The organism is Vibrio sp. A1-1, assembly GCF_021728175.1.
Lineage (GTDB): Bacteria > Pseudomonadota > Gammaproteobacteria > Enterobacterales > Vibrionaceae > Vibrio > Vibrio diabolicus.
Genome location: NZ_JAKKCL010000004.1, coordinates 183,034 through 204,292, shown reverse-complemented (window position 1 = coordinate 204,292; position 21,259 = coordinate 183,034). Strand labels below are relative to the sequence as shown.

Below are 21,259 nucleotides of genomic sequence, written 5' to 3'. Positions count from 1 at the left end.
TTTTTTATTATTAAAATTACGCTAAACGATTGATTCCATTGGTGGTTTGGGATTATTCTTCAACTGTATTATTTGATGTCGCCAAAGCGCTCAAGATAAAGAACGGTTGCCGCAGTACGAGAAGGAACTTGAAGCTTTTTAAGTAAACTCTTCATATGCACTTTAACCGTGGATTCAGAAATAAAAAGACGATCGGCAATCTGCTTGTTGCGGAAACCTCTTGCCACCTCTCTTAAGATCTGCGTTTCGCGATCCGTCAGCGTATCAAAAACGTCCTCTTGTCCTGAACGCTCACTCAAGTACTTAGATACTTCTTGGCTGTATGCTTTGTCGCCTTGATACGCTTGTTTTAGCAACTCAACCAACTCATCAGGCTCGGTATCTTTCAACAAATAGCCATCTGCGCCACTTCTAACTATTGCTTCTATGTCAGCTGGGCTATCTGATACAGTTAAGATAACAATTCGAGCTTCACAACCATCAGCACGTAGCGCTTGTAAGGTATCGAGGCCTGACATGCCTTTCATATTGAGATCAAGAAGTACAAGATCCAGTTCCAGCTCATGCGCTTTCGCTACCGCATCTGCGCCATTACTTGCTTCTGCAACGACTTCAAACTCAGGCTCAAAGCTTAAAAGTTGGTGAATACCTCGTCGCATGAGTGGATGATCATCCACCAGCATTACTTTACACACTGTCACTGTTTACTTCCTTACTATGTTGGAATTCTAGTTTTACGGTACAGCCTTTGTTGATCGATGCTTCAATGTGAAGATCGGCATGCAGCCTAGCGGCTCGCTCTTGCATGATACTCATACCGTAATGATTTAATTTTTCGTCTTGATGTTCAAAGCCTATTCCATCATCGGTAACGGTTACTGTGACTTTTCCATCATTATCAAGACATTGAATGTGAATATTATCTGCTTGCGCATGCTTGATGGCATTAATTGCTGCTTCTCTTATCAACTGTAGTAAATGAACCTGCTGGTGTGCATCCAGTTCAGTTGAAGAAAGTCTATTTTTTAACGTAATGTCAGCGACGGTTTGTTCGTTGAGCGTTTCGACCATATCTTGCAATGCTTGGCCAAAACTGCCCTCTTTAATCGTAAGACGAAACGTCGTCAGTAATTCGCGTAGTTGGGTATAAGCAGCAGATAAGCCCGTATCCAACTCGGCAATGACTTGATTCGCCTGAGCTATCGCTTTTTCATCAGGCAAATTCTTTACGCTTCTCTTTAATAAAGCGACCTGAATTTTTAAATAAGAGAGTGCTTGAGCTAATGAATCATGCAGTTCCCGAGCAATGGTGGCTCGCTCTTCCATCAGTAGGATTTGTTCTGCTTGGCGTTGGGCTCGATTGTAATACACGGCACGCGATAAAATCTGCACAAAGTTGTCAATCAGTGCCTCATTCGGACAAGGTAACCCGGCCTTCCAATACAAATAGCCTAAGTGCTCACCGTCCAACGTTAGAGCCTTACTGTGGCAATCTTCATCACAGTCGTGGCAGCACTCTTCCCCTTCCATCAATATCCAACTCGGTTCTCCCAATTGCTCTATTTCAAGTTTGACCGCTTTAATGCCTTCAAGACTTGCAATATGTTGTAATATGGCTTGGAAGTTATCCTGATTAATACGCGAAGCCGTTAACTCTTTCGACGAGTCATACAATACTTCTAAAGACTGATTCGCATGCTGTAATTTACGCGTTTTTTCATCAACCGCTTGTTCTAGCCCTCGGTATAACTTACCAAGGTCCGTCGCCATCCGATTAAAGGTTCGAGTCAGGATCCCCATTTCATTATCGCTGGATACATCAAGCGATATATTAAATGAGCGATTCTTAATTTGCTCGCTAGCAAAAACTAAAGCACGCAAAGGCCGTACAACTTCGAGGCGCACAAAATGGACAACAAACATACTGACACAAAGGATACCGCCTAACCCTAACCCGCCAATCCAAGCTAAGTTAATCAGCTTTTGCTCCGAAAAGCTTTGCAGCTTAAATACAAACTCATCGATCTGCTTTACAAAACCAGCCACTAGGAGTTGGTACTCCGCCGGGTTGTCTCCTCTCAACACCGACTTGAGCTCATGCCATCTCATAATAAGACGGTAGTAATCATGAGTAATGTCTTCTGGCACTGACCAATGCTGGAGTGCTTTCATGGAAGGTGAGTATATCGAATGTTCAAATGCGTCAATATGTGAAGAATAGTCAACAGATTTAACCTGAATATCATTCGCCAGACGGTAGCTTTGCATTCGCATCGAGCCAGCAACATTGACGGCTTCTGCATCATTCAAGCTTGACGCTAACGTAAAAATTGCAAAACCAGTCGTAGCAACTGAAAGCAGCAAAATAAGAAGCATCGCGGACGCAATCGTGCGCGTCACTGACTTTTTCACATTTTTAAACAATCTGAGTTCCTCGCCCATTAACAACCCTATTTGTACGTGCAATGAACCCATTACCTTTCAACTTTATCAATATGTGATCACCTGCGACGGAATTTATTGATCCAAAACAATATTGCATCCCATTTACCTCCTAAGAGGTATTTATACAAATATGTCAAAAACTACAATTTCGTTAGTTTAAATGACAGTTTATTAATGAAAATTGTGGACTATGCTTAGTTTGGGTTCCAAGTTTCGAGGTGACTAAGTGGTAGACCTTTTCAGAAGAAGACTCTTTGCAAGAAAAGCGCACCCCGACAACGCCGTACGTTTGCCTTGGTTAACCAAGCCAGAACAGTTTACGGACGATTGCACTCGCTGCGGTAAATGCATTGAGGCCTGCGAAACAAAGATTATAACTAAAAGTGATGGCGGATTCCCTTCGGTCGATTTTTCTATTGATGAATGCACATTTTGTTATCAGTGTGCAGACGCCTGTCCTGAGCCCCTTTTCTTGCCAAAAACAGAGCAACCTTGGCAAGCGAAAGCAAGCATCAACGATAGCTGCTTAGCAAAACAAAATGTCGAATGCCGAAGCTGTGGGGATATGTGCGACCCAATGGCAATTCAGTTCAAATTAGAGCTGGGGAAAGTAGCACAACCCAATTTAGACCTTGATGAGTGTAACGGCTGCGGCGCCTGTGTTTCAGTGTGCCCGACTTCATCCATCAATGTGAGCAATATAACAGCCTAAGCCGTATGTCGTCGGCCAAAGGCAATAAATGAGAGAGCTATATGTCACTAAATGAAGTGCATATTTCAAGTTTGGTAGTACACGTACTGCCAGAACATCTGGACGAAATCAAACAACAGATCGAAGCACATGAAAATGCGGAAATCTATGGTGACAGTCCAGAAGGCAAGATTATCGTCGTGCTTGAAACCGAAAACCAAGGTTTTATCACAGACACTATCGATGCCATCAACAATTTACCGAATGTCTTGAGCACGGTATTGGTTTATCACCAAATCGAAACTGGGCTTGAAGAAACGGATGAAGAAGACACTGGAACACAACATTCCCAAATCGAGGGTGAAGTATGAAAATGACAAGACGTGCGTTTGTGAAAGCAAACGCGGCTGCATCAGCTGCTGCTGTCGCAGGTGTGACACTACCAGCATCTGCAGCCAACCTGATTGCAAGCTCTGATCAAACCAAAATCACATGGGACAAAGCACCTTGTCGTTTCTGTGGTACAGGCTGTTCTGTTCTTGTTGGTACTCAAAATGGCAAAGTGGTAGCAACACAGGGTGACCCAGAAGCACCAGTAAACAAAGGCCTAAACTGTATTAAAGGCTACTTCCTTTCTAAGATCATGTACGGTCAAGACCGTCTGACTCAGCCGATGCTGAGAATGAAAGATGGCAAATTCCACAAAGACGGTGAATTTACACCTATCTCTTGGGATGACGCTTTCGACATCATGGCTGAGAAATGGAAAGCTTCCCTCGAGAAAAAAGGTCCAACAAGCGTAGGTATGTTTGGCTCAGGCCAATGGACAGTAATGGAAGGCTACGCTGCGTCAAAGCTAATGAAAGCGGGCTTTCGTTCAAACAACATTGATCCAAACGCTCGTCACTGTATGGCTTCTGCTGTAGTTGGCTTTATGCGCGCATTCGGTATCGATGAGCCGATGGGTTGTTACGATGACTTTGAGAACGCAGACGCATTCGTTCTATGGGGCTCGAACATGGCAGAGATGCACCCTGTTCTATGGACTCGTATTACTGACCGTCGCCTAAGTCACCCTCACGTTAAAGTGAACGTGCTTTCTACTTACTACCACCGTTCATTTGAGTTGGCAGATCACGGCTACATTTTTAATCCACAGTCTGACCTAGCGATTGCTAACTTCATCGCGAACTACATCATCGAAAACGATGCGGTAAACTGGGACTTCGTGAACAAGCACACTAACTTCACTCAAGCAGATACCGACATCGGTTACGGCCTACGTGACGATGATCCGCTACAAAAAGCAGCGAAGAATCCTAACTCAGGCAAGCTAACGTCTATCTCTTTCGAAGAGTACAAAAAGTCTGTTGCACCTTACACCGCTGAGAAAGCCTCTGAAATCTCTGGTGTTGAAAAAGAGAAGCTTATCGAGCTTGCGAAGCAATACGCCAATCCAAATACAAAAGTAATGTCACTTTGGACAATGGGTATGAACCAACATACTCGTGGCGTGTGGATGAATAACTTGGTTTACAACATCCACCTACTAACCGGTAAGATCTCGACTCCGGGTAACAGCCCATTCTCACTAACGGGTCAACCATCAGCATGTGGTACCGCTCGTGAGGTGGGTACGTTTGCTCACCGTCTACCTGCAGACATGGTAGTAGCTAACCCGAAACACCGTAAGATTGCGGAAGACATCTGGAAACTGCCAGAAGGGACGATTCCACCAAAACCTGGCTTCCACGCCGTATTGCAAGACCGCATGTTGAATGACGGCGTTCTGAACTGTTACTGGGTTCAATGTAACAACAACATGCAAGCAGGTCCAAACATCAACACAGAACGTCTTCCAGGTTACCGCAACCCAGAAAACTTCATCGTTGTGTCTGACCCATACCCGACGGCAACAGCGCAAGCAGCAGACCTTATTCTTCCAACAGCAATGTGGATTGAGAAAGAAGGTGCTTACGGTAACGCAGAGCGTCGTACTCAAGCTTGGTACCAACAAGTGGGCACGGTCGGTCAGGCAAAATCTGACCTGTGGCAGCTAATGGAGTTCTCGAAACGCTTCAAAATGGAAGAAGTGTGGCCTGAAGAGCTTCTAGCGAAAGCGCCTCAGTACCGTGGTAAAACCATGTACGACGTACTATACCGCAATGGTAATGTCGACAAGTTCCCTATCGAAGAAGCTCGCGAATTGAATGACGATGCTCACCACTTCGGTTTCTATGTTCAAAAAGGTCTGTTTGAGGAATACGCAACGTTTGGCCGTGGTCACGGGCATGATTTAGCACCATACGACCGTTACCATGAAGTGCGTGGTCTACGTTGGCCAGTTGTTGATGGTAAGGAAACACAATGGCGCTTTAAAGAAGGTTCTGATCCATACGCAAAAGAAGGTTCTGGTTGGGACTTCTACGGCAATGCTGACGGCAAAGCGAAGATTATCTCTGCACCATATGAAGCGCCACCAGAAGTGCCAAACGATGAGTTTGATATGTGGCTATGTACTGGTCGTGTTCTTGAACATTGGCACACAGGCACCATGACTCGTCGTGTACCTGAGCTATACAAAGCAGTACCAGACGCAGTATGTTACATGCACCCTGAAGACGCAAAAGCGCGTAACGTTCGTCGTGGTGAAGAAGTACTCATGGCAAACAAACGCGGCGAAGTACGCGTTCGTGTTGAAACTCGCGGTCGTAACCGTCCGCCAAAAGGTTTGGTATTCGTACCGTTCTTTGATGCACGTATTTTGATTAACAAGCTCATCCTAGATGCGACTGACCCACTGTCTAAACAGACAGACTTTAAGAAGTGTCCAGTCAAAATCACTAAGATTGCTTAACCTTCAGATACCGAATGCTACGGCCGTCACTATGGCGGCCTAATAAAGAATTTAAGCCATAAAGGCGGAGATGAAATGATGAAAAAATTACTTGTCGCACTTTTATCTGTAGGTGCTTTAGTGACAGGCATTGCGCAAGCTGAGTTAGATAATCCAGGTGGCATTGGTGGTCTAGAGTCTCTACGTGGAATGTCTCAATTGGAAGACACACGCCCAGCAGATGAGTTCAAAGACTTCCCTAAAGATCAGATTGTTGAAGATAGCTTTGTTTATCAACCACCGTTGATCCCACACAGCATCCGTCACTACGAAGTGTCGTTAAATGCTAATAAGTGTCTTGCGTGCCACAGCTGGAAAAATGCAAAAGAGTCAGGCGCGACTAAAATTAGCGTAACGCACTATGTAAACCGAGAAGATGCTGTATTGGCGGATATGTCTCCTCGTCGTTACTTCTGTTTGCAATGCCACGTGCCACAAACTAATGCTAAGCCACTAGTTGAAAACAAGTTCGAGGCAGTTGATTCGCTTCAGTAATTGAAACGCGAGTACGAAGAGGTTATTTATGAAAATACTTAAAGCGTTTTGGAAAAGACTGAAGAACCCAAGTAAAGCTGCCGCTGGTGTGGTTTTGTTCTTAGGTTTTGCTGGCGGTCTTTTGTTTTGGGGCGCATTCAACACAGGTATGGAAGCAACCAACACAGAAGAGTTCTGTTCTGGCTGTCACGCACCAATCGTTGCTGAAATTCAAGAAACAATTCACTACTCTAACCGTTCTGGTGTTCGTGCCATCTGCTCAGACTGTCACGTTCCTCATGAATGGACAGATAAGATCGTTCGTAAAGTACAAGCATCCAAAGAGCTATTCGCTCACTATGTTCTGCGTACTATCGATACACCAGAGAAGTTCCAAGAGCGTCGAGGACACCTTGCTGAGCGAGAGTGGGCACGAATGAAAAAGAATGACTCTCTTGAGTGTCGTAACTGTCACGAGTTTGATTATATGGATTACTCTCAACAAGGCTCACGAGCAGCGGAACAGCACTCTACTGCGCTAGCTTCTGGAGAGAAAACCTGCGTAGATTGTCACAAAGGCATCGCGCACAAACTACCGGACATGAGCGGCGTTGAAGGCTGGCACTAAGGAGACTTCCCATGAGTACTTTAGAATCTGTAATTTGGCATATCCTTGGCTATAGCGCCATGCCTGTGATTATTCTTTCCGGCTTTGTGGCAGTAGCAGCAATCTCTCTCTGGCTGCTGTCATTTGGTAAGGATAAAGAGGTGTAATGTAACGCACTTCTACCCGTCAACTTGCCTATTTGTTGACACTAAGCGCTGAGTATCTACTCGGCGCTTTTTTATTCACCGTCACTTTCGGCCCAAAATGTCCTCAACCGATACATATATTCAATCGGTGTAATAAGGTAGTCAGTAACGACCAAAAAAAGCGACCATAAAGGTCGCTAAAATTTACTGCTATAGGGAGTTGTTTAAGACTCTTTTACTGGCAGAACCTGCTTGACGTATTGCCCTGGCGCTTCATCGATTGCTGGGTGGTCTTCCGAGCCAATAGGGAATGGTTCGACTTGCTCTTTTGGATTGAATTGAAGTAGCCATTCATTCCAATGTGTCCACCACGATCCCTCTTTGTGCTCGGCATTATTCAACCACTCGTCAGCCGAATCATCCAAAGTATCGTTCAACCAATAACCATACTTATTTTTCGCTGGAGGGTTCACGATACCCGCAATATGACCCGACTCACCGAGAACAAACGTTTTGTTGCCACCAGTGTTCAGGGCACCACGATAAGTTCCCTGCCATAACGCTATATGGTCTTCTTTCGTTGATACGAAATAGCTAGGAATTTTGATCTTGTTTAGGTCAATCCATACCCCACCAATTTTGACGCCTTTGTCTTGCACTAGCTTATTCTCTAAATAGAGCTCACGAAGCAAGAAGTTATGGGAGGCAGCACTCACGTTGGTGCTGTCACTGTTCCAGTACAACAAGTCAAAATCGACTGGGCTGTTGCCCTTTAAGTAGTTGTCTACATAGTAGTTCCAGTACAAGCTATTTTCGCGCAGTAAGCTGAATGTGACGCTTAATGAACGACCGTCCATATACCCTTTTGCGTTGTTTTGCGCCTCAATTGCACTCACAATGGTGTCATTGATGTACGCGCCAACTTCTCCTGGCTGAGAAAAGTCGAGCAATGTGGTGAAGAAAGTCGCTGATTTAATACGCTTCTTCATACGTTTTGCCGCATAGTACGCAACCGTGCTCGCCAGAACCGTACCACCAATACAGTAACCAGCCGCGTTGATTTGCTCTTGGCCCGTTATATCTTCAATTGCGGCGACGGCTTTGACGACGCCTTCTGTCACATAGTCACCAAACTCTACATGCGCTTGTGCCTTGCCTGGGTTACGCCAAGACATCATAAATACGCTATGTCCCTGCTCTAGCAACCATCGAACCATTGAGTTCTTCGCTGTTAAGTCAAGGATGTAGTATTTATTAATGAAAGGCGGAACGATGAGCAGTGGCGTCGCATTCACTTTCTCTGTTAGAGGTCGATATTGAATCAACTCAAACAATTCGTTTTGAAAAACCACATCACCCGGAGTGGTCGCCACGTCATCACCCACGCGGAACGCATTGTTGTTCGTCATACGAATTTTCAAAATGTCCGCACTGGACTCAACGTCTTCTTTTAACTGCTCTAAGCCAGCCAGAAGGTTTTGACCGTTTTGCTCAAGTGTCAGTTTCAAGAGTTCTGGATTCGTCGCGATGAAATTCGAAGGGGAAAGTGCATTGATGGCTTGACGAGAAAAGAAAAGTATTCGCTCTTTAGATTTTTCATCCAAACCTTCGAATGACTCAATTGTATCTAAATAAGTCTTGCTGAATAACAGGTAGGATTGCTTAATGAAGCTATACATCACCTCATTTTGCCACGCTTCATTAGAAAAACGCTTGTCCCCTTTTTCTGCTTCAATGATCTGTTTTTGGTTACCCGCCAACGCGACATTCTGCCAAATTTGTAGCTGCTGTTCCCACCATTCTGCTTGCAGTTTTAAGATCGCAGCAGGCTGATTTACAGCTTGTTCGAAGAGTTTGGCAGTGTCTTCCAAGTTCACTTCTTGCATGGCCTTATTTAAAGGAGAGTTCACGACTGCCTTGTTCACTTCGAAATCATGCCACCACTGTTGATTGGTTTGTTGAAGCTGTACAAGATAGTCCGAAAAGAAGTGCTGAAACATAGTCTTACTCCTATATTCGGAAAAAACAACGCCGCCCAAATTAGGGTCTAGAGACCCTAAGGCGGCGAGAATCGGACAAATTACGCTGGAGTAACAGTCTTTAGATTTTCCGAAGTCATTTTCTCAACGTCTTCTTTGAACTCCTTTGCAATAGCTTGAAGCTTGTTGCTGTCGTCCATCATTTGTTGAGAAAGCTTAGTAAGAACGCTTAGTTGCTGGCTGTTGAAAGCAGTCAATGACGTTACGTCTTTGATTTCTGATGCCGCTTTCATTTGGTTCAGGCCTACTTCGCTGTAAGTACGAATTGCATTCAGTTGAAGCTCAGTCAACACTTCTACGTTTTTTGTCACTAGCTTGTTGAACTTCAAGTAAGGTTCTAGATTTTTTTCAGTTTGATCGCTAAAGGTTTTGAAGAAATCTGTGTACATGGTTTATCTCCTAGAGAAAGAATTAAAAATGTCCGTTTAAATAATTACTTAACTGCTTTTATAACCACAGCCGTCCCCATGCCGCCGCCCACACAAAGTGATGCGACACCATATTGACCATTTTGCTTATGAAGCTCGTGAACAAGCGTCACTAAGATTCGGTTGCCCGATGCACCAAGTGGGTGACCTAGCGCGATAGCACCACCATTAAAGTTCGCTTTATCTTGAATCGCGTTAACAGGAACTTGGTTGGTTTCCGCCAACTGATGAATCACGCCAAGTGCTTGCGCGGCAAATGCTTCGTTTAACTCGTAAACGTCAATGTCGTTTACCGTTAATTCTGCTTTTGCTAATGCTTTATTGACTGACTCCACTGGACCTAGACCCATGATTTTCGGATCAAGCCCCGATTGCGCATAGCTTACGATCTCAGCAATAGGCGTGAGTCCATGCGCTTTAACTGCGCTCTCAGGCGCGACGATAATTGCACTCGCACCATCGTTAATACCTGATGCATTCCCCGCAGTCACAGTGCCTTCACGGTCAAAAGCAGGGCGCAACTTGCTTAACGCTTCCATAGTCGCATTAGCCTTTGGGTATTCGTCGGTATCGAATAGCACCGTTTCACGGCGTTGCTTTACTTCTACGGGCACAATTTCGTCTTTGAATTTACCCGCTTCGATTGCCGCCACCGCTTTCTGTTGGCTAGACAGCGCATACTCGTCTTGCTGTTGACGGGTTAGGCCGATTTCTTTTGCAACGTTTTCTGCCGTCACACCCATGTGATATTGGTTATAAACGTCGGTTAAACCGTCCGCTACGAGCAGGTCTTTCAGCTCTAGGTTGCCCATTTTGTTGCCATCACGAATACTACTTGGCGCGGCAAACGGAATCTGAGACATGACCTCAACACCTGCTGCAACAACAATCTCTGTATCACCACTACGGATATGTGAAACCGCATCCATGACGGTTTTCATGCCACTGCCGCAAACCATGTTTACACCATACGCAGGAACCGCGTCCGGAATCCCAGCGAACAATGCCGCCTGACGACCGACTCCCATGCCTTGACCTGCGCCGACAACGTTGCCAACAATCACCTCATCAATCTTATCACCAGTCAACTTTGCCGCTTCTAACGCGCCTTTAATCGCTACTGCTGCCAAATTGCCAGTAGAGGTATTTTTCAGACTGCCACCAAAGGCGCCAATTGGAGTGCGCTTCGCTGCTACGATAAACACTTTTTCCATCATCTTCTCTCCTTAGTGCATGTATAGGCCGCCATTCACCGACAAAGTCTCACCGGTGATATAGGCCCCTGCATCGCTGACCAAGAAGCTCACTGATGCTGCAATTTCTTCTGGTGTAGCAAGGCGTTTCATTGGGATTTGATTCGTGATGGACTCCAATACTTCTGGCTTCATTTGCTCAACCATTGGTGTACCAGTGTAACCTGGCGCAATAACATTTACTGTCACACCCGAACGAGCACCTTCATACGCCAAGGCTTTAGAGAAACCTATCATCCCAGCTTTCGCCGCCGAGTAGTTTGCTTGACCAAACTGCCCTTTTAGGCCATTGACTGAGGAGATGTTAATGACACGACCACCGCCTTTTTCGCACATCGCAGCGAACAGAGGTTGCGTAACGTTGAATAGACTATTGAGGTTGGTATTAATGACGTCATTCCAAGCTTGCGCAGTCATCTTTTTAAACACGCCATCACGTGTGATACCTGCGTTGTTGATAACGACATCAATGGTCCCTTCTTCCTCAAGCAATTGCGCTAACTTTGCTGCACACTCTGCAGTGTTTGTTACGTCCAACTCAAAAAGGCGAACCTGATCTTTGGTAAACCCTTTACTGTTGAACCACTCCAACGCACATTCATAGTTGCCTGTGAAATACGTAGCGATTACACGGTAACCATCATTCACTAATTGAGAGGAAATAGCAGAACCAATTCCGCCTTTTGATCCGGTGATCAAAGCGACTTTCTTCATCGAAGACTCCATTCTTAACGGCATTTAAAAAAGCAAACTAAATACACTGATGAAATAAATCACCAACTGACGTGTTTATTTATTCTTTTGGCTATCAATCCTGTGATGCCTTTTATTTTAAGTTAAACCAGAAATATTACATTTCAAATAAAAAACTAATCCATTTGCATAAGATTGATTTAGATCTCATTAAACATGAAATGTTATAAAATGGTTAACTCTTTATAAGTCATTGTTTTAAATAAAATAAAGTTAAACACAAGCTTATCAGAACATAAATTTAAGCATTATTTATCAATAGGTTACATACCGAACAGTGGACGTTACATCATCTCATGATTTCAGATACCACTCTCATGCTCAGAGTTGTTCTCTATAAATACGATTAGAATAATAATTCAAATATCAATATAAGCAATTGTCAGTAATATCATTTAATTACTAACTTAAATGATATTTAAGACAGTATAAACTTAATTTTATATTTATAGTTTCGCTTATGAAAAGTGGTATATTTAGAATGTAAACAATAGAAGAAAACGTCTCATTTTGGTGCAGTTCGCACTATTATGACGCAGCAATTAAAAAATAATTTCAGTTTTATTTTAAATATCCAAATAACATCAATTAACTAGCATTTAACGTATCGAATCACTTTTTATCTATTGAAGTACCGGTACGGTGCAATATTCGATGGTGCCATCTCCTAAAGCAATCATCTAGATTCTTTAACCCAGTAAATTGATGTTATACCCAAATGACGTCAAGATGCAGAAATCGTGTCAGTGACATGCTCCGCAGGGCGAGTTTCCTTATCCCACAGCCTTTGTTAACGATTTTTGATTTAGAACCACTAGATCTTCAAATCGTTGCCGTGCCTGTGAGCCAAGTCATTCTCGCTGAACCTAGCACCTTGAGGTTATTTGGGGATATTTGGGGATAGTATCCTTTATCAATTTGCACTATCTTTGTGGCTTCTATCAAATCACTTAGTTATCAACAAACATGAATCTTGCATTGCTCAGTATGTTCATCCCTACCTTCTTTTTTGTCTCAATTACACCAGGAATGTGCATGACGCTCGCCTTAACGCTAGGAATGAGTATCGGTTATCGCCGCACATTATGGATGATGATTGGTGAACTCGTCGGTGTCGCGCTGGTTTCAGTCTCGGCAGTACTAGGGATCGCAGCGATCATGCTCAACTATCCTTGGATGTTTATCGCACTAAAGTTTATTGGTGGCGGCTACTTACTCTATCTTGGTGTAGAAATGTGGCGATCTCGAGGTAAGTTAGCAATAAATGTCGATAATTTAGAAAAACCCAAAAGTGGCAATGTCGCGCTCATCATGCAAGGCTTCGTTACCGCTATCGCAAACCCAAAAGGCTGGGCATTTATGATTTCTCTACTGCCGCCTTTTATCGATCAAAATGCGGCTCTTGCTCCACAGCTGATCGTGCTTGTCTCCATCATCCTTCTTTTTGAGTTCATTTGTATGTCTCTGTATGCCACTGGTGGTAAAGGACTGAAACGCGTGTTGGGTCAATCAAAGAATGTGCGCCTGATGAACCGTATCGCGGGCACTTTAATGATGGGGGTTGGTGTTTGGCTATTACTGAGCTAAAGCAACGCTGGAAATGATGAAAAATATCCTAAGAAAAATTACGCGAAACATAAGTGAAGTATTAGATTTTCAGGCCCGGGTTTGGGTCGTAAACGTTTATGCTGGAGAACACAGAGGCGAATCTTACGTTGTAAACGAAGACAGCTTTTCCGAGCCATTGCAATGGATGAAAAAGAAAGGTTATCACACATCCATGTTGCGCCTGGTTGAATCGATGAAGCGCTCTCAAATCATTGAGTTCGATTTAGGTCACGTCAAACACCGCCTGATGCGTGTGAAATAGCACAAAGTAAAACGCCACTCAAACTGAGTGGCGCGAGCACTTTTTACCTTCAGCACCTCGTATTACGGCGCGGTATCAATCTCAACAGGCAAGTAATGCTTCGGTTCGAGCTTGAACAGTTCAGGTAATACGGTACCAATGGAAATGGAAGACCATGTACCTGATAGCACACCAATAAACATCGCTGTTGAGAAACCCGCTAGCGGTGCTCCCCCCATAATCCATAGTGCACCAACAGTAATCAGTGTTGTGCCTGAAGTCACCATCGTTCTAGAGAACGTCGCGATGACAGCCTGGTCATTGATGTCTTCCATTTTCCAACTTTGTTTCGCGATCAGTAGCTCACGAATTCGATCTGAAATGATGATCGAATCATTCAATGAGTAGCCTAAAATTGCCAATACGGCAGCAAAAACCGTTAAGTTGAATTCCATTTGGGTAACGGCGAAGAAGCCGAGGACGACAATTACGTCATGAGCCAGAGCAAATACAGAGCCACTCGCTAAGCGCCATTCAAAACGGAAACACAAGTAACCAAGGATGCTCAGCACACAAATCAATAGTGCTAAACCGCCTTGGTCAAACAAATCCTGGCCAACTTGAGCACCAACAATACTGTTGCTGACGACATCAACTTGATGTGAAACTGGCTTTAATACCTCTTCCACACTTGGCAGAGTTTGCCCTTCTTCAGGGGCGGAGTAGCGAATGAGCCAACGACCATCTTCACCTGTGCGGGTGACAGAGGTTGATTCACCAAGTTTTGGTTGTAGTGCATCCAGCAGATCGTGGTTAGTTAACGACTTATCGACTTTCACTTCTGTCACCATACCACCAGTGAAATCCAAGCCGAGATTCAACCCTTTAAAGCCCAGAGCACCAAGTGCGATCACCGTCAAAACGATAGAAACTAGCGTAGTGAAGTGGCGAATTTTACGAATATTTTGTTTTAGCATTTCGACCATGATTAAACCCTCACATCACGACGGGCATCTCGGCCCCAAATTAAATTGATCATTGCTCGAGAGGCAAATACGCCTGTAAACATACTGGTTAACAAACCTAATCCGAGTGTTAAAGCAAAGCCTTGGATTGGACCGTTACCGATGGCGTATAAAATCACGGCGGTGATCATGGTAGTAATGTTGGCATCAAGGATGGTCGAGAACGCGCTATCAAAGCCCAGATCAATCGCTTGAGCGAAACTGCGGCCTTCACGCATTTTGTCCTTAATACGTTCGAAGATAATAACGTTGGTGTCCACTGCCATACCAACGGTTAACACCAACCCTGCAATACCTGGAAGCGTTAGCACCGCACCTGGTAACAAGGCAATTAAGCCAAGCAAACAAAGCATGTTGGCACAAAGCGCCACGTTCGCCACCCAACCTAAGCGGCGGTACCAAAGGGCCATAAAGGTCAGTGTTAACCCCATACCTAAAGCAAGTGCCGCAAAACCATTTTCAATGTTTTCAGCTCCCAAAGAAGCACCAATAGTGCGCTCCTCTACGATAGTAACCGGGGCTGTTAGCGAACCCGCACGAAGTAATAGCGCTAACTGCTGCGCTTCGTCCATGCTGCCAGCGCCGGTAATACGGAATTGGCTACCAAGTTGAGATTGAATAGTCGCAACGCTAATAACGCGCTCGCTGCGCTCCGTTACGCCACGATCGTTTGTCTTGTATTCGCGGTAAACCGTCGCCATTGGCTTGCCAATATGCGTTGCAGAGAAATCACTCATCTTTTTACCGCCCGCGTGGTCAAGCGAGATGTTAACTTCTGACATACCCATATTGTCGACGCCTGCACGAGCGTTAACAATGTGCTCACCCGTTAGGACTGGTCGTTTCTCCAGAACAACAGTTCGGCCATCGTTATCTTTCAGCACAAGATCTTGGCCGCTTCGCGCTTGGCCTGCATCTTTCACTTCGTAGAATGCCAAACTCGCAGTGGCACCAATAACGTTTTTCGCTTGTGCTGGGTCTTGTACACCTGGTAGCTCAATACGAATGCTGTCTTTACCCTGACGCTGAACTAATGCTTCCGTAATGCCTAGCTCTTCAATACGACCACGCATAATCTTCAAGTTTTGTTGCAATGTCGTTGATTGGAACTCTTGAATATTCTGCTCACTTGGCTCAAGAACAAAACCGCGAGACGAGCTTTTCACCACCCAACCTGGATAGTTTTGACGCAAGAATTTATTTACTTCAGCCAGGGCGGTATCACTCTCACTGTTTACCGCAATGCGGTTACCACTTTCTGCGCGAATTTGTACACCACGCACGCGCTGATCTCGCAGGCTTGCTTTGATCTCATCGATCAAAGCATTACGTTGCTCCTCAAATGCTTTATTTACGTCGACATTCAAGAGGAACTGTACCCCACCGCGAAGGTCAAGACCGAGTTTGATTGGGCTAAAACCCATCTCATTCAGCCACTCTGGAGCAACAGACACATATGAGAAGGTAATGCTGTCTTCTTTATTTAGCTCATTGTTTAGTAACGCACGAGCTTTGCTTTGCGCATTTTCATCATCGAATACAATGGTCGTTTTGCCATCTTTTTCGATGATTTTGTCTGCTGAGATATGATTGGTTTTCAGTAGTTGATTCAACTGAACAACCGACATTTCACTGCTGTTTTGGTTTGAAAACGTTAGCTGGATCGATGGTTGCTCACCGAACCAAGTCGGAATCGCGCTTAACGTTAAGATAATGACCGTCGTGATTAATACGACATATTTCCAAGCTGAATAGTGATTCATCAGCTTTCTGTTCTTTTGCTGCTTTGGTGTTTTTTTCATGTAAACATCATCCCTTCACTACGAAGTGAAGCTTTTAATAACAAGGCTTAACACACGACAGATGTCCCCAGAATAAATTCAGGGTATGAAATGCTCAGGACGGTTACGCCCTGTTGAATACAATCGTCGTGTTAAGAGTGCACAATGGGGCAAATAGATGGTGTTTAGGCAGAAAACTGACTATTGAGTGCGACGTACATTGCGTTGGTCTCTTTCCAACCAGAAATGCGATGATCGCTTGTGAAATGATAAAAAGTGTACTGGTTTTGACGCCAATTGATATCCATCAGGCTGTAGGCATAACCTGCGTCAACATAGAAAGGCGTGTTTAGGTCACCAACAACGTCAACATGCTCATCATCGAGGCCTTCACGTAAGTGAGAAACCCAACGTTGAGTATTAAATAGGGCTAGCGTATCAAGTCTTGCGTGACTTTCAGAAATCGGAGACTGCGTCGTTTCTTCTGAGACTTCAGAAAAATCGATTGAGGTATTTGCAAAAGCAATACTCGCAACAAATGGTTGCAGCTTAGAAAAGTAAGGTAAATGAGCTTTCTGATCGATTTGCGCAGCAAAAACATGCGCTGGTAGCAATACCATCGCAAGCAGCATAAAAAGCAATTTTTTCAAGCAAATCTGAGACATAAGAACTCACTAAAAACAAAACGAGTCGAGTTTTTTCACTCGACTCGATGATAGTATTCCTATTAATTATGGTTCACAACTAAAAAGTTATAAATCTCTAGAGGCTTTAAACTAAAGGCGCTCTGTTAGCGGTAAAAGATATCGCCTTTATCGACATCTAAATAGATTTTGTTCTCTTGCTCCAAACCACCACAATAAATGAAGTACACATTGCGCTTGTCATAAGTAACCGAACGAACCCAGCCACCGAGCTCTTCAAAATCACTCGGATCACAGGTTTCATCGTCTAACAATTGCTGGGTTTTCTTGCGGAAGATGTCCAAGTGGACTTTTAAATCATCCGACTTCTGCAAATATCCATCCAGTATTTCTAAACGCTCTTGTTCTTTAATAACTGGCTCTGCATCAGATAATCCTTCGGCATTCAACCACTCAGCTTTTTCTTCACCGCCCTCTTCATAAACAAGGTAACCAGAGATTCGATACCAACCATCCACTTTTTCTAACACCGATACTTTTTCTCCCTTATAGAGCGTATCGACAACCAAAGCATTAGCATTTGGCTTATTGTAAGCATTGATTCGACGCTCAATGACATAGTATTCGGTCACTTCAGGAGGGGAGGTTTCTAAATCCAGAATCGGTTTGGATATTTCTTCTTCCACTGGCGCTTGCTCCACTTGCGCAGCTTTTGGCGCCTCAGGTTCATCTTTCTGCATAAAGAAGAAATAGTATCCAGCACCCGCCCCACCGAGCAACAGTATGACAATCAATGCGATGAGAATTTTCTTCATGTACTTTTCCTTTTCATTCTTTGTTCTTATCTCACCGGCAACACGCATGTCGCGGAAATTTGGGTATATACTCAAAAGGGTCGGTCAACTAACGCGAGCAATAATGATCAACAAACTCAATTGGATACTGTTGTTTCTTCTGTTCCCCATTATGGGGCACGCCAATATTCAATGTAACCCGTCGTCGTGGAATGACAATCTTACCCAATTCAATCGTTTAGAGTCCAATTACAATAAGCATGTTGAGGTATTCAATGCACTTTTAGCCGAACATAAGCAGCGCCAGTTATTGTCCCAAACCTTTTCCCTACATGAACTCGTGTTACTTTGGCGCGCCCGCTCGAACCAAAATGCGTTCAAAACTCAATTAAAGGCCTCCATTCAATATAAAGAAGAACTCACGACTAAAGCTAATGAGTTGATTAAATTGAGCACACAATCTCAATGGTCAGCAAATGGATGGAAGAAACTTGCCCAAAAGTGCCGTGAGTCAAACGAAACTGCCAACCAAATCACTGCGGAGTGGTATAACACCAACGCTTTGCAACTTGCCGAGGATTACAAACGCCTTTCTTCACAGTACCAAGCACTAGCGCAACTCTATGATAAAGAAGCGAGATCGCTTCAATACGCTCAAGATGTTTCGAGGTAAAAATCGAGCCCGTTTTGAAAAGACGATGTCGGGTTTTCACTCCAATATTGGACGTTATTCGTGCTTTAATTCCCTCTTTTAGTGATCCCAACGTTATATGTAAAAAATGGGACTGTTCCCTTTTACAAACTTGACTAAACCATGACCAAGAGAGGCAACTTATAGAGACATACGTCACAATAATGCTTTACTTATGGCCAATTTTTGGTTAATTTACCCATTAATAAAATTTAATAAAAAGTCACATTTGGCTGGAGATGATGCTACAACCATGGTTATCAATCGATTAAGTAACAGGGACTGTCCTAATGCTACCAAAGCCAAGTTTTTGTCAGTAGTTAGGCACGTAAAAGAGTTTGGTTCAATCAGCGATTTGGACCTTTGTAAAATCTTCGGAGAAACAATTTGGAGTGATGGGAGGGAATACCATTCAGCTGCGTTCTCATTCAAGGTTGATAGATACACAGGTAACTGTGAAATCTCACAATACAAGCACCAATAAGGCTTAAGAATTTATAAGGCGGAGTTAGGAAACTGATTCCGCTTTTTTGATCATCGCGATCGTAAAGTCGTGATCGGAATAACCCTCGATCAATTGTGCGTCTGGACATAGCCATCGGCAATAGCGTAACACCCCAACTTTATTATGCGATGCGAGCATTCTCATGCTCGGCAGCTTTTCTTCATCCAATAAGTTAAACACGCACCCTTTCTCTGCGGCCCGGTACATTTTCTCGATCATCTCAATGGTATGATTTGGATTCGCGGATTGATAATTCAATGATCCAGAAGCAAAGACATAATCACTACGGGGCAATAGCAACGTTGAAAAGTCACCGCATACGAACTCACTTTGAGTACGAAAGTCCCGCTTTCTGGCCTCAGAGATAAACTGTTTTTGCTGATCAATGCCAATATAACTTTGGGGGCGCAGATTGTTGAACTCAATAAACGCTAATAAGTCTCCGTAGCCGCACCCAATATCTAAAAGACTTGAACCGTCTAACGTTAACCCACGGCACAAGGCTTCAAATCGACTGATTTGGCTGTACTTATCTCTCCATCCCAGCGTTCGCGCTCTGTCTGTACCGAACTGTCGGTATCGCTTTCGGTGATAGTGAGCAATCTTAAGTCTATCGAGAAATTTCATCTTTCTTATGCATAAATCGGCAAGCTTCCATTTCCTTTCACTTGTCTAATCGCCAAGTGCGTATGGATATCTTTTACGTTTTCTAATCGTTGTAGCTTTCTAGTGAATGTTTCATAGCCAGCGAGATCTTTGCTGACCACTTCTAACAAATAATCATAAGCCCCTGATACAACATGGCACGAGATCACCTCGTCCATTTCAACAACAGCATGTTCAAATTCATCAATCGAAGAAGCTTGGTGGTTGTTCAAACTGACTTCAACAAATACGGTCATCGCAATACCCACCGTGTCTCTGGACACAATGGCTCGATAACCGCTAATTACGCCCTCCTGCTCTAAACGCTTAATGCGTCTTGCACAAGGTGATGCCGATAATCCTACTTTGTCAGCGAGCTCTGCCGTAGTCAGGGTTGCATCCTTCTGCATCAAGTTGATCAGTTGCCTGTCAATTTTGTCCATTTTTCCTTCCATGCCAATAATCACTAACAATTGACATTTATACGCGCTTTATCACCAACATCAAGCTTAATTACGTCAAATTTTGCCTCCCTTTGGCACGAGTTTTATTCAACAATTAACACATCATTTACAAATGGACATGCCGACAATGATCTTGGGATACGCAGCTATATTAACGACCTTACTGCTTTGGTCTGGTTTCTTTATTTCTTTAAAAGGGGGCGCAATTTCTAACTTGCAGCCAGCCGATATCGCGTTAGTTCGCTTTCTAATCCCAAGTTTAATTCTATCACCATTTGTGATTAAGCATAAGCAGGCGCTTCGCGTCGTGCCTAAACGATACCTAACTGGTGTTGTGGTAGGGAGTGGCCTGCCCTACCTGCTAGTTGTCGGCACAGCTATGCACTTCGCTCCCGTGGCGCACGGCAGTGCATTAGTACCTGGCACTTTGCCATTGTTTGTTTCTGCTATCGCGGTGTTGTGCTATCAACAGTCGCTGAGTGCTCACCGCTTAATCGGGCTTTCTACGGTGTTGTTAGGGATTTTTGTATTCCTTCTTTCTAATAGCGGTGCAGAGTACAACTGGCCTCAATTACAAGGCCACATCTTGTTTCTAACCGGTAGCATTATGTGGGCTGTTTTCACCATCAGTGCTCGTGTTGCTAACCTTAATGCGCATGTCTGTGCTGGATTCGTTGCAATCGCGTCTTTGGCACTGCTCATCATTGCGGTTGGCTTCGGATGGGTAGATAGTTACCTAGCGATAACGCCGATCAGTCAGTGGCCGTGGGAAGAATTATTTGGCCACGCGATGTTGCAAGGTGTCGGCGCAGGCTTAATCGCCTCTTTTACCTTTATCTATGCAATCCGAATTATTGGCGCCGAAGCCAGTGCTGCTTTTGGGTCATTAACTCCAGTCGTAGCGACACTTCTTGCCGTTCCAATTTTTGGTGAACAACCAGATTCACTTACTTGGTTAGCGCTGATGCTGGTAACCTGCGGCAGTATTGTGGCAAGCCAAATCTTTATGAAAGATGGAATGAGCCAAACTTATCGCCCACCACTTCACAGATAGCGATAATTTTACAAAAACTTTTGTCCTACTATCTTGAATAACAAAATGGCGTTTTGATAGCCTCGATTTAACCAA

23 protein-coding genes are annotated in these 21,259 nt (G+C 44.1%); 11 read left to right on the top strand and 12 right to left on the bottom strand.

Annotated features, from left to right (window positions below):
- Nucleotides 1–68 precede the first annotated feature (68 nt).
- A complete protein-coding gene (locus L3V30_RS09360) occupies nt 69–701 on the bottom strand; it encodes a response regulator (RefSeq protein WP_237308782.1) in 633 nt (210 codons plus the stop codon).
- A complete protein-coding gene (gene narQ / locus L3V30_RS09355) occupies nt 688–2,424 on the bottom strand; it encodes a nitrate/nitrite two-component system sensor histidine kinase NarQ (RefSeq protein ID WP_012842359.1) in 1,737 nt (578 codons plus the stop codon). Before narQ ends, L3V30_RS09360 begins: the two co-directional genes overlap by 14 nt.
- 247 nt (nt 2,425–2,671) lie before the next feature.
- On the opposite strand from narQ, the gene napF reads away from it, so the two are divergent.
- From napF to L3V30_RS09325, 6 genes are all read left to right on the top strand, one after another.
- Nucleotides 2,672–3,157 (top strand): ferredoxin-type protein NapF, encoded by a 486-nt coding sequence (gene napF / locus L3V30_RS09350; protein WP_237308781.1) that lies wholly within the window; start codon nt 2,672–2,674, stop codon nt 3,155–3,157.
- Nucleotides 3,158–3,198: 41 nt separating this feature from the next.
- On the top strand, nt 3,199–3,507 hold the full coding sequence (locus L3V30_RS09345) for a chaperone NapD (protein WP_005398456.1): 309 nt from the start codon (nt 3,199–3,201) through the stop codon (nt 3,505–3,507).
- Entirely contained in the window at nt 3,504–5,993 is a 2,490-nt protein-coding gene (napA, locus tag L3V30_RS09340; protein WP_006741149.1) for a periplasmic nitrate reductase subunit alpha, read from the top strand. Before L3V30_RS09345 ends, napA begins: the two co-directional genes overlap by 4 nt.
- A 78-nt stretch (nt 5,994–6,071) precedes the next feature.
- Nucleotides 6,072–6,527: a nitrate reductase cytochrome c-type subunit gene (locus tag L3V30_RS09335; RefSeq protein WP_031780699.1), complete on the top strand. Its 456-nt coding sequence runs from the start codon at nt 6,072–6,074 to the stop codon at nt 6,525–6,527.
- 28 nt (nt 6,528–6,555) lie between these two features.
- On the top strand, nt 6,556–7,134 hold the full coding sequence (locus L3V30_RS09330) for a NapC/NirT family cytochrome c (RefSeq protein ID WP_005398274.1): 579 nt from the start codon (nt 6,556–6,558) through the stop codon (nt 7,132–7,134).
- A gap of 11 nt (nt 7,135–7,145) precedes the next feature.
- A complete protein-coding gene (locus L3V30_RS09325) occupies nt 7,146–7,280 on the top strand; it encodes a TIGR02808 family protein (protein WP_005373546.1) in 135 nt (44 codons plus the stop codon).
- A 203-nt stretch (nt 7,281–7,483) separates the two neighbouring features.
- Here L3V30_RS09325 and phaC read toward each other — a convergent pair whose 3' ends face one another.
- The 4 genes from phaC to L3V30_RS09305 all read right to left on the bottom strand — a co-directional run bounded on the left by phaC (nt 7,484) and on the right by L3V30_RS09305 (nt 11,693).
- Nucleotides 7,484–9,259, bottom strand: coding sequence for a class I poly(R)-hydroxyalkanoic acid synthase (gene phaC / locus L3V30_RS09320; RefSeq protein ID WP_237308780.1), 1,776 nt, complete (start codon nt 9,257–9,259; stop codon nt 7,484–7,486).
- Between the two features lie 80 nt (nt 9,260–9,339).
- Entirely contained in the window at nt 9,340–9,687 is a 348-nt protein-coding gene (locus L3V30_RS09315; RefSeq protein ID WP_005398278.1) for a phasin family protein, read from the bottom strand.
- A gap of 44 nt (nt 9,688–9,731) precedes the next feature.
- Nucleotides 9,732–10,940, bottom strand: coding sequence for an acetyl-CoA C-acetyltransferase (locus L3V30_RS09310; RefSeq protein ID WP_237308803.1), 1,209 nt, complete (start codon nt 10,938–10,940; stop codon nt 9,732–9,734).
- Nucleotides 10,941–10,952: 12 nt separating this feature from the next.
- A complete protein-coding gene (locus tag L3V30_RS09305; RefSeq protein ID WP_005398281.1) occupies nt 10,953–11,693 on the bottom strand; it encodes an SDR family oxidoreductase in 741 nt (246 codons plus the stop codon).
- 1,005 nt (nt 11,694–12,698) lie between these two features.
- Between L3V30_RS09305 and L3V30_RS09300 the strand changes: the two genes are divergently transcribed.
- Both L3V30_RS09300 and L3V30_RS09295 read left to right on the top strand, forming a co-directional pair.
- Nucleotides 12,699–13,319: a LysE family translocator gene (locus L3V30_RS09300; RefSeq protein WP_046875887.1), complete on the top strand. Its 621-nt coding sequence runs from the start codon at nt 12,699–12,701 to the stop codon at nt 13,317–13,319.
- 16 nt (nt 13,320–13,335) lie between these two features.
- Complete coding sequence (locus tag L3V30_RS09295) at nt 13,336–13,602, top strand: hypothetical protein (protein ID WP_104970816.1); 267 nt, start codon at nt 13,336–13,338, stop codon at nt 13,600–13,602.
- A gap of 62 nt (nt 13,603–13,664) precedes the next feature.
- Here L3V30_RS09295 and secF read toward each other — a convergent pair whose 3' ends face one another.
- The 4 genes from secF to L3V30_RS09275 all read right to left on the bottom strand — a co-directional run bounded on the left by secF (nt 13,665) and on the right by L3V30_RS09275 (nt 17,846).
- Nucleotides 13,665–14,567: a protein translocase subunit SecF gene (gene secF / locus L3V30_RS09290; RefSeq protein ID WP_005397711.1), complete on the bottom strand. Its 903-nt coding sequence runs from the start codon at nt 14,565–14,567 to the stop codon at nt 13,665–13,667.
- Between the two features lie 2 nt (nt 14,568–14,569).
- Nucleotides 14,570–16,408: a protein translocase subunit SecD gene (secD, locus tag L3V30_RS09285; RefSeq protein ID WP_005397712.1), complete on the bottom strand. Its 1,839-nt coding sequence runs from the start codon at nt 16,406–16,408 to the stop codon at nt 14,570–14,572.
- A 164-nt stretch (nt 16,409–16,572) separates the two neighbouring features.
- Nucleotides 16,573–17,052, bottom strand: coding sequence for a hypothetical protein (locus L3V30_RS09280; protein WP_104973502.1), 480 nt, complete (start codon nt 17,050–17,052; stop codon nt 16,573–16,575).
- Nucleotides 17,053–17,177: 125 nt separating this feature from the next.
- The gene (locus L3V30_RS09275; protein WP_237308779.1) at nt 17,178–17,846 is read right to left on the bottom strand and encodes an SH3 domain-containing protein; all 669 of its coding nucleotides are present in this window, start codon (nt 17,844–17,846) and stop codon (nt 17,178–17,180) included.
- 103 nt (nt 17,847–17,949) lie between these two features.
- Here L3V30_RS09275 and L3V30_RS09270 point away from each other — a divergent pair, with 103 nt between their 5' ends.
- Together L3V30_RS09270 and L3V30_RS24020 are read left to right on the top strand one after the other, a co-directional pair.
- Nucleotides 17,950–18,498 carry an ATPase gene (locus L3V30_RS09270; protein WP_104970815.1) on the top strand — a complete coding sequence of 183 codons (549 nt, stop codon included), beginning with the start codon at nt 17,950–17,952 and terminating at the stop codon, nt 18,496–18,498.
- 271 nt (nt 18,499–18,769) lie between these two features.
- Entirely contained in the window at nt 18,770–19,000 is a 231-nt protein-coding gene (locus L3V30_RS24020) for a hypothetical protein (RefSeq protein WP_031780651.1), read from the top strand.
- A 24-nt stretch (nt 19,001–19,024) separates the two neighbouring features.
- Here the strand turns inward: L3V30_RS24020 and L3V30_RS09265 are convergent, their stop codons facing one another.
- Nucleotides 19,025–19,648 carry a class I SAM-dependent methyltransferase gene (locus tag L3V30_RS09265; RefSeq protein WP_104972363.1) on the bottom strand — a complete coding sequence of 208 codons (624 nt, stop codon included), beginning with the start codon at nt 19,646–19,648 and terminating at the stop codon, nt 19,025–19,027.
- Nucleotides 19,649–19,653: 5 nt separating this feature from the next.
- Nucleotides 19,654–20,109: an Lrp/AsnC family transcriptional regulator gene (locus L3V30_RS09260; RefSeq protein WP_031780652.1), complete on the bottom strand. Its 456-nt coding sequence runs from the start codon at nt 20,107–20,109 to the stop codon at nt 19,654–19,656.
- 148 nt (nt 20,110–20,257) lie between these two features.
- Between L3V30_RS09260 and L3V30_RS09255 the strand changes: the two genes are divergently transcribed.
- Nucleotides 20,258–21,184: a DMT family transporter gene (locus L3V30_RS09255; protein ID WP_237308802.1), complete on the top strand. Its 927-nt coding sequence runs from the start codon at nt 20,258–20,260 to the stop codon at nt 21,182–21,184.
- Nucleotides 21,185–21,259: the final 75 nt, after the last annotated feature.

Excerpts from the sequence above, each read along its gene's own strand:
- L3V30_RS09265 (WP_104972363.1), bottom strand. The coding sequence starts at position 19,648 with ATGAAATTTCTCGATAGACTTAAGATTGCTCACTATCACCGAAAGCGA.
- L3V30_RS09335 (WP_031780699.1), top strand. The coding sequence starts at position 6,072 with ATGAAAAAATTACTTGTCGCACTTTTATCTGTAGGTGCTTTAGTGACA.
- L3V30_RS09325 (WP_005373546.1), top strand. The coding sequence starts at position 7,146 with ATGAGTACTTTAGAATCTGTAATTTGGCATATCCTTGGCTATAGCGCC.
- secD (WP_005397712.1), bottom strand. The coding sequence starts at position 16,408 with ATGAAAAAAACACCAAAGCAGCAAAAGAACAGAAAGCTGATGAATCAC.
- L3V30_RS09330 (WP_005398274.1), top strand. The coding sequence starts at position 6,556 with ATGAAAATACTTAAAGCGTTTTGGAAAAGACTGAAGAACCCAAGTAAA.
- L3V30_RS09345 (WP_005398456.1), top strand. The coding sequence starts at position 3,199 with ATGTCACTAAATGAAGTGCATATTTCAAGTTTGGTAGTACACGTACTG.
- L3V30_RS09295 (WP_104970816.1), top strand. The coding sequence starts at position 13,336 with ATGAAAAATATCCTAAGAAAAATTACGCGAAACATAAGTGAAGTATTA.
- L3V30_RS09270 (WP_104970815.1), top strand. The coding sequence starts at position 17,950 with ATGATCAACAAACTCAATTGGATACTGTTGTTTCTTCTGTTCCCCATT.
- L3V30_RS09275 (WP_237308779.1), bottom strand. The coding sequence starts at position 17,846 with ATGAAGAAAATTCTCATCGCATTGATTGTCATACTGTTGCTCGGTGGG.
- L3V30_RS09310 (WP_237308803.1), bottom strand. The coding sequence starts at position 10,940 with ATGGAAAAAGTGTTTATCGTAGCAGCGAAGCGCACTCCAATTGGCGCC.
- phaC (WP_237308780.1), bottom strand. The coding sequence starts at position 9,259 with ATGTTTCAGCACTTCTTTTCGGACTATCTTGTACAGCTTCAACAAACC.
- L3V30_RS09260 (WP_031780652.1), bottom strand. The coding sequence starts at position 20,109 with ATGGACAAAATTGACAGGCAACTGATCAACTTGATGCAGAAGGATGCA.
- L3V30_RS24020 (WP_031780651.1), top strand. The coding sequence starts at position 18,770 with ATGGTTATCAATCGATTAAGTAACAGGGACTGTCCTAATGCTACCAAA.
- L3V30_RS09305 (WP_005398281.1), bottom strand. The coding sequence starts at position 11,693 with ATGAAGAAAGTCGCTTTGATCACCGGATCAAAAGGCGGAATTGGTTCT.
- L3V30_RS09280 (WP_104973502.1), bottom strand. The coding sequence starts at position 17,052 with ATGTCTCAGATTTGCTTGAAAAAATTGCTTTTTATGCTGCTTGCGATG.
- secF (WP_005397711.1), bottom strand. The coding sequence starts at position 14,567 with ATGGTCGAAATGCTAAAACAAAATATTCGTAAAATTCGCCACTTCACT.
- L3V30_RS09315 (WP_005398278.1), bottom strand. The coding sequence starts at position 9,687 with ATGTACACAGATTTCTTCAAAACCTTTAGCGATCAAACTGAAAAAAAT.
- L3V30_RS09300 (WP_046875887.1), top strand. The coding sequence starts at position 12,699 with ATGAATCTTGCATTGCTCAGTATGTTCATCCCTACCTTCTTTTTTGTC.
- L3V30_RS09255 (WP_237308802.1), top strand. The coding sequence starts at position 20,258 with ATGATCTTGGGATACGCAGCTATATTAACGACCTTACTGCTTTGGTCT.
- napA (WP_006741149.1), top strand. The coding sequence starts at position 3,504 with ATGAAAATGACAAGACGTGCGTTTGTGAAAGCAAACGCGGCTGCATCA.